This window comes from Burkholderia sp. GW821-FHT14F03, assembly GCF_058803765.1.
Genome location: NZ_JBXAPG010000017.1, coordinates 1 through 14,117 on the forward strand (window position 1 = coordinate 1; position 14,117 = coordinate 14,117).

Annotated in this window: 11 protein-coding genes and 1 pseudogene; 3 read left to right on the forward strand and 9 right to left on the reverse strand. The window is 65.7% G+C overall.

The window, feature by feature from the left end:
- Positions 1–279 precede the first annotated feature (279 nt).
- Together AC1RQF_RS13605 and AC1RQF_RS13610 are read left to right on the forward strand one after the other, a co-directional pair.
- Positions 280–783: pseudogene (locus AC1RQF_RS13605) on the forward strand (helix-turn-helix domain-containing protein); the annotation flags it as partial.
- Positions 784–1,473: 690 nt separating this feature from the next.
- Positions 1,474–2,655: an RICIN domain-containing protein gene (locus AC1RQF_RS13610; RefSeq protein WP_273995471.1), complete on the forward strand. Its 1,182-nt coding sequence runs from the start codon at positions 1,474–1,476 to the stop codon at positions 2,653–2,655.
- Between the two features lie 924 nt (positions 2,656–3,579).
- Here the strand turns inward: AC1RQF_RS13610 and AC1RQF_RS13615 are convergent.
- Genes AC1RQF_RS13615 through AC1RQF_RS13655 form a run of 9 tightly spaced genes read right to left on the reverse strand, consistent with a single transcriptional unit; the run spans position 3,580 to position 12,655 of the window.
- The gene (locus AC1RQF_RS13615; RefSeq protein ID WP_492872244.1) at positions 3,580–4,932 is read right to left on the reverse strand and encodes a UDP-N-acetylglucosamine 2-epimerase; all 1,353 of its coding nucleotides are present in this window, start codon (positions 4,930–4,932) and stop codon (positions 3,580–3,582) included.
- Positions 4,920–5,753: a glycosyltransferase family 9 protein gene (locus AC1RQF_RS13620; protein WP_273995468.1), complete on the reverse strand. Its 834-nt coding sequence runs from the start codon at positions 5,751–5,753 to the stop codon at positions 4,920–4,922. The genes AC1RQF_RS13615 and AC1RQF_RS13620 overlap by 13 nt, the downstream gene beginning before the upstream one ends.
- Positions 5,750–6,934, reverse strand: coding sequence for a 2-deoxy-scyllo-inosose synthase (locus tag AC1RQF_RS13625; protein ID WP_273995467.1), 1,185 nt, complete (start codon positions 6,932–6,934; stop codon positions 5,750–5,752). Before AC1RQF_RS13625 ends, AC1RQF_RS13620 begins: the two co-directional genes overlap by 4 nt.
- Positions 6,935–6,937: 3 nt before the next feature.
- Positions 6,938–8,173 carry a DegT/DnrJ/EryC1/StrS family aminotransferase gene (locus AC1RQF_RS13630; RefSeq protein WP_492872245.1) on the reverse strand — a complete coding sequence of 412 codons (1,236 nt, stop codon included), beginning with the start codon at positions 8,171–8,173 and terminating at the stop codon, positions 6,938–6,940.
- A gap of 13 nt (positions 8,174–8,186) precedes the next feature.
- Positions 8,187–8,960: a glycosyltransferase gene (locus AC1RQF_RS13635; RefSeq protein WP_492872246.1), complete on the reverse strand. Its 774-nt coding sequence runs from the start codon at positions 8,958–8,960 to the stop codon at positions 8,187–8,189.
- Position 8,961: 1 nt separating this feature from the next.
- Positions 8,962–9,651 carry a PIG-L deacetylase family protein gene (locus tag AC1RQF_RS13640; protein WP_492872247.1) on the reverse strand — a complete coding sequence of 230 codons (690 nt, stop codon included), beginning with the start codon at positions 9,649–9,651 and terminating at the stop codon, positions 8,962–8,964.
- An 11-nt stretch (positions 9,652–9,662) separates the two neighbouring features.
- Complete coding sequence (locus AC1RQF_RS13645) at positions 9,663–10,763, reverse strand: glycosyltransferase (protein WP_273995463.1); 1,101 nt, start codon at positions 10,761–10,763, stop codon at positions 9,663–9,665.
- 1 nt (position 10,764) lies between these two features.
- Positions 10,765–11,580, reverse strand: a complete 816-nt coding sequence (locus AC1RQF_RS13650) for a class I SAM-dependent methyltransferase (RefSeq protein ID WP_492872248.1) — start codon at positions 11,578–11,580, stop codon at positions 10,765–10,767.
- 16 nt (positions 11,581–11,596) lie between these two features.
- Positions 11,597–12,655: a radical SAM protein gene (locus AC1RQF_RS13655; RefSeq protein ID WP_492872249.1), complete on the reverse strand. Its 1,059-nt coding sequence runs from the start codon at positions 12,653–12,655 to the stop codon at positions 11,597–11,599.
- A gap of 277 nt (positions 12,656–12,932) precedes the next feature.
- Here AC1RQF_RS13655 and AC1RQF_RS13660 point away from each other — a divergent pair, with 277 nt between their 5' ends.
- Entirely contained in the window at positions 12,933–13,802 is an 870-nt protein-coding gene (locus AC1RQF_RS13660; protein ID WP_273995460.1) for a glycosyltransferase family 9 protein, read from the forward strand.
- Positions 13,803–14,117 lie beyond the last annotated feature (315 nt).

The window sequence follows — 14,117 nt, forward strand, 5'->3', positions numbered from 1 at the left end:
GCTCAACCCGGTAGCCCGTCCAGCATCCCAATGCCTGTAGTGCTTTGCGATCCAGCAATTTGGCCTCCAACGCCCGTCTCCATTGGCGTCAGATTACCAACTGTACCCAAAGCTTCCACGGTTTCCCGCGATGAATCTTGAATTTGACATAACGGAATTTATCGAAAAAAATTGATTGTAGCGGCCATATCCTAATGTCGTGTTCTGGCTATTTCAAGATGCCGTGTTTTTGACTGCTGGCATGCTGGGCGGCTCGTTGAGCAAGCACGGGAGCCGACCATGCAGCCAGTCGGATTGGTGACACTGACAATACGAGAGCTTGATCGACTCAAGGTAATCCAGGCCGTGGTGGACACGGGCTTGAAGCCTGGGCGTGCGGCTGAACGTCTGGGCCGGAGCGTGCGCCAGGTGGAACGGTTGGTCATCCGAATCGAGAGCAAGGAGCCAGCGGCGTAGCTTCGGGCCGTCGCGGCCGGCCAGGCAACCGCAAGCTCGACGACGGGCTGGCGTTACGTGCCCTCACCGTTATTCATGAGCGCTACGCCGATTTCGGGCCGACGCTGGCTTGCGAGAAGCTTTGGGGAGTGCCATGGACTAAAGTTGTCGAAGGAAACGGCGCGCAAGCTCATGACGAGGGCTGGATTGTGGATTCCGCGCCGGCAGCGGCCGCCGAGCGTTTATCAGCCGCGAGCGCGTCGGGCCTGCCTGGGTGAACTGAATGTGGCTGACGGCAAGTTGAAGCCGTGGCTGGCGTGCAGCCGAACGACTCGGGTTGACGGCGCGGCAGGTGCGTCGGTTGGTTGGTCGATTGCGGGAGTTTGGCCCCCAATGTCTCGTGTCGCGCCGGCGCTCGAAGCCCATCTTCAGGACTGCCAACGCCGCGCCTTTGCCTTGAATACCGGGCTATGCGGCTGGAGGCTTCTTTTTGCCCTCTTCAGGTTCCTTTTTCTGGCCCCTACGACCAGATCAGCCCCGACCGTTCCACTTACCGACCTGTCCGAATTCCCGGCGCGACCTCTGCGCATGCACTACCCGAATACCTCTTTCGGGGCGTAACAATTTTTCACGATCCTCTGCACGGGGACGGCTACACTGAGCGGCGATAGTCGTGGTAGTGGCTGAACTGCCTTGGCCATCAGGTCGTACCTTTGTTTACGGCATGGGAAAAACATGGCGGAAGAAGCCTTTCCTGGAAAATTTTAAGGAGTTTGCATGAAAGGTCTTATCGCAACGATGTTGCTGGCGAGCCGTGGAGTCGGCCTTGCCGGCTGTGTTGTCCCGAGTCGCGCCCGCGCCCAGCCGGCACGTATTTTCTGATCTGCGCGCAGACGGGGGCGTTCTTCATGCTGCATGACATTGCCTCGCCGTTGGCATTGCCGTACAACGCGGAGTGTCAGCCCCGGACTCATATAGCAACGTGCGCCCATACAATCAAACAAGCTTATTCAACCTGTTTATCAAGGTACTTTAAGCGTGCGGATTGAACAGCGTGCAAATACAACAAAGATAGGGAATAAAATGCTCAGGAAAGCAAGGCTTTTTCGCTACATATCGATACTTCTCGCTCCGATTCTTTTGTGGCCTAGCATTTCGAGTGCTGTCATCGCCGGCGGGATGGTTTCAAATTCATTTTCATTTTCACCGAATTCAAGCGGAAGTCGGATTAACACCAGTGTGCAGGTGACTCATGAGCCTGGCGCAAACGGAAATACATTTTATGCCAACCAGTTCTGGTTCTTGGGTGGAATTGGCGGGTATGTGGGGATACAGCAGAATTCCGGCACCCAGAAGATCGCCATATTTTCTATCTGGAACGTATCAGCTGCGGCACCTTCAACTGCTGCCCAATGCCAGTCATTCGGCGGCGAAGGTACCGGCATACAGTGCAAAATAAACTACAGTTGGGTTGAGGGTTCAACCTACACCCTTTCCGTCTTTCCGGTTGCTACCGGCTCCGGTAGCGGTAACTCCACCTGGCGGGCGACAGTTACCGATCAGGCCGGGCATTCCACGACGATCGGTGATATTTACGTTCCCGCTTCGCAAGGCCTTCTGCAGGGCACCGTGAGCCAGTTCGTCGAGAACTTTACTCAGGGAGCGCAACAATACGCGAGCTGCTCCAACGTTCCGCCGACCACCGCCGTTTTCCGGACCCCGAACCTGGACGGGCATCCGGCAACGTCGGCTTCGACCAACACCTACGGTAATTGCCAGTCCATTGCCAGTTCAGTCTGTACTTCAGATCTCGCATGTACTGCCACCGTCAACCAGGCCGGTTCAGTCAACAATCAGTCGCTGCTCCAGAATGCAGTCAATGGATACTGTGCTGATACGCTAGCTGGGGGCAGCAACGTGGGTCTATGGAATTGCACGACAAAAGATGCGAACCAGATCCTCAGCATAGACGCAAGTAATCATCTGAAGCTCGTTGACCGGGGTTTGTGCCTGCAATCCGGCTCGCCAGTCCAGGCGACCGCATGCAATCAAAGCAGTAGCCAGGAATGGCTTTACATACCGTCCACTCAAGCATTTCTGAACGTGGGGTCCAATCAGTGTCTGGATGCAAGCGGTGGCGGCGTACTTAATGCCAAGGTCAATACTTACAGTTGCAACAACCTTTCCTACCAGAAATGGAAATGGGTTCCCAATAACTAGCTACCCCGGTTCGGCACATTTTTGCCAGGTATAGGAAATTCAGGGGGAATGCGTTCAACTTGAACAGACCAAAGCGATTGAAATGGTGAGTCTGCTATGGACTGAAAGCCGCAAGCAGTTCCGGCGTCAGCCGCATCCCCCGGACCTATCCGTGATTTCGTGTGCGGGGCATATCATGAGGTGTAAAAATCATGGATATGTCGATGAAGAAGAGACGCACCGTAGCGCGTCAGGCAGCGGCTCGCGGGCCGCTCACGCAACTAATTTTGTTACTACCATCGCGCACCGCAATATTTCCCGAAAACCCTTGCTGCGCAGGGGTTCAAGGTCAATTCCGCTTTCAACTAAAGTTGCGCCGCACTGGACGACGCGAGCGGGACGTTCTGGCGGCGGGCCTCGGCAACGGCAAGATAAACCCTGTTCTCACGTCGGCACGTTCCTGTGACGAAACCCGGCCGAAGATTGACTAAGGGGGCTTTGCCAGGAAGCTGGGCCAGCAGGACGCCAGAGGGAGGCTGCCAACGGACCTTGTTGGCAGCCGCGAGCAGCAGACTTAGTTGAATGTGAGCGCAGGGGCCCATTGCTTCCATAATGCCCCCTTCACTTTTTTGACCAAACTGGGAATATTTTTTGGGCCCTGTCCGGAATGCCTTGCCGGGCGCGGCGCAGCGGCCGGTGCCGCGCGAACACCGTGTTGCCCACCACGCTTTCCGTCTCGATCACGACCTGCCGTTCGACGAAGTGAAAGTTGATCCATTCCGGAAGTAAAACTCGTACCGGCCTGGGGAAATCATCGAACCGGAACGGCAAACATCACCGGAACAGCTGCGCCGGGAGCTGCGCAAAATTCGCCCACATCACCGTACTCCGGAATGCATGGCGATCGTCATCAATCGATGACAATCACGCGCTTCGCCCCCCCGGTCAGCGTCGTTCGAAGCGCGCGCGCGAGCCAGCCAGCGGCGTGGCGGGCTGATAGTCCGCCAGCAGCCGGGCGATGCCCGCGCCGACCGACTGCCCGTAAAACTCGCCGCCCCGCGACAGGCCGGGCCAGCTAGCTTCGGGATCCTCCCGCAACAGCAAGTCCAGCTGCGCGTAAACGAATGCCGCCGACAACGGCGGCACCAGCAGATTGGTTTCCGCATCCAGCACGGTTTCCGGGCGGTCGGTGCTGAAACGGCACGTGATGCACGGCACGCCGAGCACGGCCGCTTCCTCCTGCAGGCCGCCGCTGTCGGTATACACCGCGTGGCAATGCGGCGACGCGAGAAACGCGATCACGTCGACGTAGCCCGGCCACAGTTCATGGATCATCACGCCATGCCGGGCCGCGTCGTCGAGCAGGCCTTCCAGTGCATGCTGATGCAGCGCGCCGAGGAGCGCATTGGTCTTCACCAGCACGACCTGCACGCCCGCGCGGCTCAGCCGGGCCACGCCCTCCAGCACCGCCCGCAGCCGCGCGGGCGTCATGTTCTCGCGACGATGCAGGTCGACCCTGAGCCAGCGCCCCGACGCCAGCCGCGGATAGCGCTGGAACAGCGATGCCGATCCGGCCGCCGCGTGCGCGAGCCGGACCGCGTCGCTGCTCAGCGAACCCACACGGGCGATCCGCCCGGCCGGGTACCCTTCCCGCACCAACTGATCGACGTTGCGCTCGACGGGCGCCAGCAGCAGATCCGATGCGACGGACGCGAGCCGGGTATCGATGCCCTCCGGAAACGGCTCGTCATGACACGCCGTCCATGCGCCGGTGCGCTGCGCCCGGACGTCGTCCAGCGCTTCCCAGCCGCCTGGCCATGACGGCCCCAGGCTGCGCAACCCCGCCTCGACGTGCACGCTGCGCACGCCGTTCGCGAAATACCAGTACTGCGGAAATAGCGCCGCCGTCGACGTGTCGCCCGACACGACCGGCACGATGGCGGTCCGGCTGCCGCGTCGCGCGAGTTGCTCGCCCAGCGCGTCGATTCCGCGGGCGAGGTGCGCAGCGCGTTCGAGCAAGGTGCCGCGAATGCCGAACAACACCGCGACGTGCTCGTCGTAGCCCAGCTCCCGCTTCGCGCCCGTCAGTTCGAGATCGTAATGCTGGCCGCTGTCGACGAGCAGGAACGGCACCTCCGCCGCGAGGCAGGCGTGCACCAGACTGGCCAGCTTGATGTAGCAAGGCTTGGTGGCCAGCACGAGCAGATAGAGCGGTCGCCCCCGCTCGTTCGCGGCGGATACGGCGGCATCGATCCGTACCGGGTCGACATAGGCAAGCGCATCGGTCAGTGCAGGCATGCCGGCACCTTGATGCGGAGAATTTCACGCTGCGCGAGCCGGTCGATCGACGCCAGCGCCTCAACCACCTGTTCGGGCGCGATCTGCGCCAGGCACGGATAGCGGCCCGCGCAGGTTTCCGCCTTGTTGCACGGACAACAGTCGAGTTCGGCCTGCAGGACCCGCACCCGTTGTTGCCGGGTCGCGCGAAAGCGCGGCTCGATGCCGCCGAATATCGCCAGCGTCGGGACCGCGCGCGCCATCGCCAGATGCAGCATGCCTGAATCGAAGCACAGCACCGCGCGCGCCTGGTCGAGCAGCCCGAGCAATTGCGGCAGGCTCAGCCGGCCGCGCAGATCGGCGCGGCACGGCAGCGCGGGTGTCTCGCTCAGGCCGCTCAGCACCACGTGCTCGCGCGCGAGTCGCGATGCGAGCGCCTTCAGATGCGCGACCGGCCAGCTGCGCGCAGGATGACCGGATTCCGGCGCAATCACCAGCGCGCCCGCATGTCGGACGAACGGCTCGCTCCACGTCTTCGGCACATGCAGGCGCGGCGCGTCGAACGGCCCCGTCACGCGCAGCAGACGGGCGAATTCCAGGGTCCGGTGCGTCGTCGGCGCCAGTGTGCAGGTGGCCGCGTCGAGATCGATCGTCCCGGCGCGCGCCGTCGCCGAGCAGGTCACGTCGGGCCGGCCCGACTGAACGGCCTCGATCCAGTCGGGCCGGGTCACGAGATGCACGTCGACGCCCTGCGCGGCCAGCTTGTCCACGACGGGCAGCAACATGACGAGATTGCCCAGCCCATGCGTGCGTTTGATCGAGATGCCCACGGTCCGCCTCATCGCACACTTCCGGCGACGGCGTAATAACCGGACGCGAGTTTCGCGAAGCCGTCGACCAGTTCCGCTTCGTCGACCGCCACGAGCGGCAACCCCGCGGTCACGGCCGGCCGGCCGAGGCGTTCCAGCAGCACGAACGAATGTTCGCGCGGTTTCAGCGCGATCCGGCCGCGCTTGTTGTCGCGCCGGATGCGCTCGACCACTGCCGCCGTATCGACCGGGCCCGGCAGCGTCACGGGCGCACGCGCGCGTGACAGCAGGTCTGCGTGGCGCGCTTCCTCCGCCTCCGTCAACCAGCCGCGCGCACGCGATATCGCCGCCGCGACCAGCATGCCGAGGCCGACCGCGTGGCCGTGGGTCAGCGTGCCCGTCTCCAGCTCCAGTGCGTGACCGACCGTATGCCCGTATTCGAGCACGACGCCCTGCTGCTGCTCGAACGGATCGTCGTCCAGCAGCCGCTGCTTCGCGGCGACGCCCAGCTTGACGAGCGCGCACCATGCGGCGGGATCGGCGCGCCCCGCGATTGCGTCGTAGTACGGCAGCGACGCCGCGTCGAACGCCAGCCCGTTCTTGCACAGCTCGACCACGCCCGCCGAGAACTCGGCCGGCGGCAACGTATGCAGGTACTGTACGTCGACGCCGCTCAGCTGGGCGGGATGGTAGAGGCCGTACAGATTCTTCGCGCCCAGCCCGTTGACGGCCTGCTTCTGCGACAGCACGGAATCGGACATTGCCAGCAGGGTCGTTGGCACATGCACCAGCCGGACGCCGCGAAACAGCAATCCGGCGGCGAGTCCCGCGAGATTGCCGGTGAGGCCGCCGCCGAACGAGACCACCACCGAGCGTCGCGTCGCGCCCGCGCCGACTGCCTCGTCAAGGATCGACTGGACGCGGTCGAGCGACTTGGCGGCTTCGGTCGCCTCGACCAGGATGCTGGACACCCTGACCCGCGCCCGCAGTGCGCGGACCAGCTCCGCCCCCCACAGCGCATGCACTCGCGCGTCGGCCACCAACACGACATGGTCGGTCAACCCCGCGATCTGTTCGGCCAGCGCGTCCGTGCACCGATAGCCGAGCAGAAACCGCATGTCGCGCGCGCCGAAACGGAAATCCATCGTATCGACGGCACCGGGCGTTGCCGCGGCCTCGTCGCCGCGAAAGTCGCAGCCTTGCGTCTGTTCCATGATTCAGGCCCGGAGTCGGTGCGCGTGGCGCTTGAGCTTGTCGAAGGCGGCGGCGAGATCGTCGATGTCGGCCTCGTCGCCGAGAAACAGCCAGTGCGGCAGCACGATGTGCCGGCGATGCGCGTCGAGCGCATGCGGCAGCGGCGCGCGCGCCTCCGCCGTGCCGGGGGCGAGCAGCGCGTGCCGGTCGAGCGGCGCATAGGGCGGATGGACCCAGCAGCGCAGTTCGGCGGACAGCGCGGCGCCGAACCGGGTTGCCTCGACGCCGTCGAACACCGGGTGCTCGAGACGCACGGGAAAGTGATAGAGCGTCGTCGCGTCGCTGCCGGGCGCGCTGTGCTGGAGGCCGAAGCCACCGATTTCCGTCAACGCGCGGCGCAACCGCTGCGCGCGCTGCCCCCGCCGGCGATTCTCGTCGTCGAGATCCGCCAGGCGCACGTGCAGCATCGCCGCCTGCAGTTCGCTCAGGCAGAAATTCTGCGCGAAGATCCCGCCGGCGTCCTCGAGATCCATCCGCCCTTCCGGCGCGCGCTGCGCCGTCAGCCGGCGCCCGTCCGAGCGCGCGCGATAGATCCGGTCGGCCAGCTCGCCGTCGCGGCAGATGCAGGCGCCGCCCTCGCCGGCCGTCAGCACTTTGCCGTTCTGCATGCTGAAGGTGCCGACCGTGCCGATCGACCCGACCCGCCGGCCTCGCCAGAGCGCGCCGTGCGCCTGCGCGCAGTCCTCGATCAATGCGACGCCGGCCTGCTGCGCAAGCGCGGTCAGCGCATCGAGATCCGCGATCGCGTTGTACAGGTGCACCACCATCAGCGCGCGCGTGCGCGGCGTGATCGCGTCGCGCGCCCGGCGCGGATCGATGCAAAGCGACGCCGGATCGATGTCGACGAGCACCGGCGTCGCGCCGACCGCGCTCACCGCGCTCGCGCAGGCCACCCAGGTCAGCGCCGGCACGAGGACCTCGTCACCGGCGCCGATCCCAAGCGCGCGCATCGCGCACATCAGCGCACTGGTGCCGTTCGCCGTCGGGATGCAGTGTTCGACGCCGTTGTACGCGGCGAACGCGCGCGCGAAGCGTGTGTCGTAGGCGTCCTGCGGCCCGTTCGACAACCCGCTGACCGCCCAGCGGCCGCTGCGCAGCACCTCGACGACTTCCCGCTCCAGCGCGTCCGTCGTGCGCGGCCAGCGCGGCCACGGCCGATCGCGTACCGCGCGCCCGCCTTCCCAAGCCAGTTCACTCATGCGATGCTCTCCGTCAACGATCGAGGGTCGGGCCGCTCGTCACACGCAGGTTCGACACGCCCCCCAGGTAGTACTGCACGCTCGGCCGGCGGCTGCACGCGAAACGGATCGCCGCATCGACGCAGCGCCGGTAGAGTTTGTCGTCCTCGCCCACCCGCATCCGCAGATCGGCCGCGCTGAAAGCGGTGTCGAAACCGACCCGCCGCAGCACGGCCGTCCGGAACAGCCATTCGTTCATGTCCACCGTCGCCCAGTCCGCATCCTCCGCGGCAACCGACGCGCCGTCGCGCATCACCGGGTCGCCCGGCACGATGACGCCGTGCTCGATGCACGCGCGATAAAGCCGCGCGGCGATGTCGGGATCGTCGTGCCACGGATAGCGATCGAACGAGAACGGCGACCCATCCGGATTCCTGACGAAGCGCCACGCGTGCGCGGCATCGAGTCCGTCGCGTTCGATCAGGTTCAGCAGCGATTCGACATGATGCGGATCGAGCGCGTTGTCATCGTCGAGAAAGCAGACGAACGGCGTCTCGACGTCGTCCAGCGCCGCTGCGCGCAGGCGCGCAATGCGCGGCGACGACGCGCCCTGGAATGGCGCGCCGTCAAGCGCGCGCCACTCGACCGCGTCGCGCCAGCCCGCCAGCGGGGCGGCGGCACGCAGCGCGTCGATCCGCTCCGACAGCACGCGATGCCGCACGCGATGCCGGACGGATTGCGCCGCGACGCTCGCGATGCAACGCGCCAGCGCCTCCGGACGATCGACCGCGAAAGTCAGAACACACACATCAACGACAGCACCAGACACGCTCGCCTCCAATTCGATAGGTATGTGCGACGACGGCGCGCAGGTCCTTCCGCGCGACTTGCGACGTATAGCCGGCCAGCACGCGCAGCTTGTCCGCCAGCCATGCGCCGTTCGGCGTGAGAGCCGGCCGGGCCCGGCCGGTCCGGCGTGCCAGCTCCGTCCCGTAAGCGCGCGCGTCCAGCTCGCCCGCGTAAGGCAGGTCCTCGTACAGCCACACCTCGCACCGCGAGGCGAACGCCGCCTGGGCGGCGACGCGGGTCACGAGATGATCGACGTGGCCGCCGATACCGAGCGGCGCATAGACCACGCGCGGCCGGAGCATCGCGTTCAGCGTCGTCAGGTGCCGGACCAGCGCGCCGACGGCCGGATCGCGCATCGCGACGGCATCGTCGACGAACAGCGCATCGACCGTGCGGTAGCCGCGCAGCGGCGCTTCGGCGAACGGCAGCGACAGGCTGCGCAAGCGCAGCGCGCGATACGCTTCGGCATCCTCCGCGCCGCGCAGCCGCGTGATCGCCGCGATGCCGAGTCCCGGCCGCGCATACGGTGCGAAATTGCTGCGCGTGAACACCGTGACGGCGACGCCGGCCGAGCGCGACGCGGCCGCGCAAAGGAGCCGGCCAGCCAGCGAATAGGCGATGTCGTCGCGATGCGGGGACAAATAGAGCACTGGCGCCGCGCTCATCCGGCGGCCGCATGTCCGAGCATCGTCGCGTAGGCCGTGCGCAGCGCGCCGACCGACTGCTCGGGCGAAAAACACTGCGTGAAGCGGCTCGTCAGTCGCGCCCCCGCGGCGCGGCGCGACGGCTCCGACGCGAGCAGGCTCGCGAGCGCGGCCGCGAGGCCGCCGGTATCGCCGATCGGCACGATCCAGTCGTAGTCGCTGCCGCAAACCCAGCGCGCACCGGCGGTTCCGGTCGCGACGACCGGCCGGCCGCGCGCCGCCAGCTCCAGCAACGCCACCGGCGCGCCTTCGAACAGCGAACTCGAGACGAACACGTCGGCCGCGTGCGCGATGTCGTCGATCGCGCTGAACGGCGCGAACGCCCCCCGAAACTCGACCTGGGACGCGATATCGAGCATCGTGGCCAGCTCGCCTAGCCGCGTCCGGTCGTCGCCGTCTCCCCAGATCGCGAGCCGCGCCGCCGGCATCGTCCGCCGCAACAAGCCGAACGCGGCCAGCAGGAATTCGATCCCCTTCTCCGCCGAGAGCCGGGCGATGCAGCCCACTACCGGGGCGGACCCGGCGCGGACGGACGGCACGTACGGTCCGGCGGGCGCCACCGTGTTCGGCACCACGTGTATCCCGCCGCGATAGCCATAGCGGCGCACCGCATGGCTGGCCGCGTCGGGATTGAAAACCAGCAGCGCGTCGAGCCGATGAATCAGCGTATCGAGCGCATCGGACAGCCACCAGCAGCGCGCGCTCAGGTCAGTCGGCTCCCAGCCCGCGACGGGCAGCGCGGGGGCATCGCTCAGCCATGCCAGGCAATGCGCCTCGATCGGCATGAACTGGATCAGGTCGGCCGGCGCCGTCTGATGCAGGCGGCGCGCCAGCGCGCATAGCGCCAATGGTGAATCCTGCTCCGCCTCGATCAGATCGAGCCGCCCGCTTTCGTCGTCGCGCAGCCGCGCCCGCCAGGATGGATGCGCGCCCCGCCCGGTGACGAAGCGCAACCGGTGACCATCGGCCGCGATCAGCTTCGCGAACGTGACGGCCGCGTACTCGGTGCCGCCGAGATTGGCCAGCGACGGCACGACCCAGATCAGATCGAACGCCATGTCACGCGGCCCGCTGCCGGCGCCACCGGAAATAGCCGCCCTGCCCGCCGGCCTCCGTCTCGCCGGCGCGGCCGGTCGCCGATTCCAGGGAGAATCCCGCCCGTTCCGCCGCATCGATCAGCAGCGCATTCGAATGGTTGTACTGAACGATCGTCGTCCAGACCCGCTGCGCCTCGCGGCCGTCAACGTCAACGTCAACGTCGATGAAACTGTAGATCTGGTGGCTGACCAGCCGGCGGTTGGCGGGATCGTATTCTTCCCAGCCCATCATCGCGGCATGCCGCATGCCGTCCTCCGTCCGCATGCCCTCGGTGAGGCCGTAGGTTTCGGGAAACCCGCCGACGCCGCCGCGAGGCGCGCCGCGCACCCGCAGGTCGCACAGCAATACGCCGTCCGGCTTGAGCCACGTCGCCGCGACCTGGAAGAAGCGCTCGATCGAACGCGTGTCGAAGTGGCTGACGAAATCGTCCATGGTGATCAGTGCGTCGAACGTTCGCGGCGGCGCCGGCGCGAGCACGTCGACATGCCACCGGTCGAGCCGGTCGCGCGCGTCGCGCGGCAGGCGCTCCGCCTTGCGGCCCAGTGGCGCCAGCATCGTCTCCGACGTGTCGACGCCATGGACGCGATGACCATCGTCGATCAACCGCAGGGCGATCCGTCCCGTCCCGCAGCCGATGTCGGCCACATCCTGTTCCGTGCCCGCGAGCTGGGCGCGGTAGTGGGAGATCGTCGCGATGGAGTCGCTCTCCCCCGCCCCCGCATCGAACAGCGCGGGATCATAGAAATTCGACAACCAGGGCACATCGTTTGCCTGCATCCCGATCTCCGTCCGTTTACACCGTTACGCGATAAGCCGACCAGTCCGGCGCGATCCAGTCCTCGAGATCCATATAGCGACGCTCGTAACACCAGTTGCAGTCGACGCACTGGGTAATCGTGTCGCCGGACAGCCGGCTCAGGTGCTCGGCGCGCAGCCGGCGCATCGCGGCGCCGTTCCAGAACGCGGCAAAGCCGTCCGTCTGCCAGTCCCCGAACGTGTATTCGTCGCGACCGTTGAGGTGATCGCAGAAGCCGAGGCGGCCTCGGCTGTTGATATACAGGTATTCCCACGGATGGATGCAGGTCTTGCGCACCGCATCGCCGCGGGTGCCGGCGGGCAGCAGCGACGCCGACAGTTCGATCATCAGGTCGTGGTCGCGGCTGAGCGCGGCCAGCCGGGCGAGCGCCGGCGGGATCTTGTCCGCGTGGCGCTCGAGGCGGTCGGGATCGTCGTCGGCCGCGTGCAGCGGCTCGATCTTGAAACGCCGCACGCCGAGCGCCATGCCGGTTTCGACGATCCGGTCGAGCTGCCCGACGTTGCGGCCGCTCGCCGTGATGCAGAAATAGAGCCGCTCGCCCGGATCGTGGCCGGCGTTACGCTGCGCATCGACCAGCATCCGGAGATTCGCGATCACCTGACCCAGGTCCGCCCCGCCGCGCAGCGCGTGGAACAGGTCGGCGTCGGCGGCATCGAACGACACGCCGACCGTGATCCCGTCGCGGCCGAGCCTCGCCCACAGCCCCGGCCGGCGCGCGACCCCGTTCGTGATCAGCTTGACCCTGACCGGATAGGCCTGTGCGACGTCGAGGTAACGTTCGAAATCAGGGATGATCGTGCTTTCCCCCCAACCGCGCAGATCGACGAAATCGGCGGATGGAAACAGGGCCGCGGCCATCTCCGAGAACAGCGGCAACGGCAGGATGTTGCCCTTGACCGGACTGCACCGGCACATCGGGCAAGTCAGATTGCACAGGTCGGTCAACTCGACATAGATTGCGCGCGGCAGGCTCGCATGCACCTCGGGTACGTCCGGGGAGCGGGTATCGTGAAAGCGGACTGTCTGGGTACGCATGTTCTCTCTTCCCGTCAGGGACTGAGTGGGGAGCCGGGCGCCTGAAGCACGGCGCCGCGCCCTGCGTACGTGCCGGGTTCGCCGGACGCGCATGCGGACTCGCTCCGTCCACATGCGTCGTCGATGCCGTGCGGTGATTGCAACCCCTTTTCCCCCGACGCGTAACTACCTGAATTGGTAGTTGCCCCGGAAAATCCGCAAATGATTAGATGTCCGATATTCCCGACGATCGCCCGTGTCGCCGCGACGATCTCGCGACCCTACCAAGCGGAGCGCGATGAATTCGACGGCCTATTACTTTCCGCCCGACATCACGAAAATCGGCGACAACCTGCTGACCTGGGAGATCGCCCACGAGGCGAGCCGCGCGCATGCGCGCCTGATCTATGTCGCGACGCCGACCGTCGCCGGTGTGCTGGAGCGCTTCGGCATCGACAACATCGAATTCCGTTGCGTCGCGACCGAACCCGCGTCCTTCCGGCTCGCCCGCTCGCTGCGGCCGCGCGGCGGCGTGATCGATCTGCAGCAGCTGAATGCCTGGCTCGACTGGCCCGCCTACCGACATCTGTTCGACACACCGATCCATCCGCGCGCGACGCGCGAATGGGACGACCCGGCCAGCGTGCGGCGCTGGGGCCATGCGCACTTCGCCGACATATTCAGAAGCATGCTGGATCTGCCCGATCAGGGCCGCCCGAGACCGGCACTGCGCACGACCGGCGCACCCGGCGCCCGCCTGCTGCTGTTTCCCCATGCGATGACGGGCTGTCAGCAGCTGGGTTGCTGGCAGGCCATCGCCGCGTTCGCGTCGTCGCGCGCGCCGACCGCCGTGGTCGGCCTGTCCGCCGTGCGCGGCCTGGCCGCCTGGCCGCCCGGCGTCGACGTGTTGACCGACCTGTCCGGCGGCGAACTGGTCGACCTGATCGCCAGTGCGCACGCGTGCATTGGCGGGTCCACGGGACTCAGCCATCTTGCAGCGGAACTCGGTCGCCCCGTGCTGTTCGTGTGGGGATGCGATACATCGACGGTGTTTCGACCGATCCGGACGGAAACGGTCCGGCATGTGCAGGCCCAGCGCCTGACGGAAAGCCAGATCCTTGCGGCGGTCGAGGCTTTCGTCGCCGCGGGGATGGAGCCGGCGCGTTAATGCGTGGACGGCCTCACGCGGGCGCTTGATCCGGCAAGGCCATTACGTCCCGATACCGAGCGGCTGAATATCGACGACCGACCTCGGTATAACGCAGTGGCTTTAACCTGGATCTCGGCGTTTCGCCGGAAAATTTGTCGATTTTTGTGAAAATGACTTGCTTCTTTAATTTGATTGTCGCTTCATCTCGTCTTAAATATTTCGCAGTTTTACAAGCCACCATTCATTATGTTTAGCAATGCGCGATAAACGCCACGCGATGATGATAAGTATTGCTGGCAAACGGGATTGAAGTTTTCCAACTTCGGCGAAACC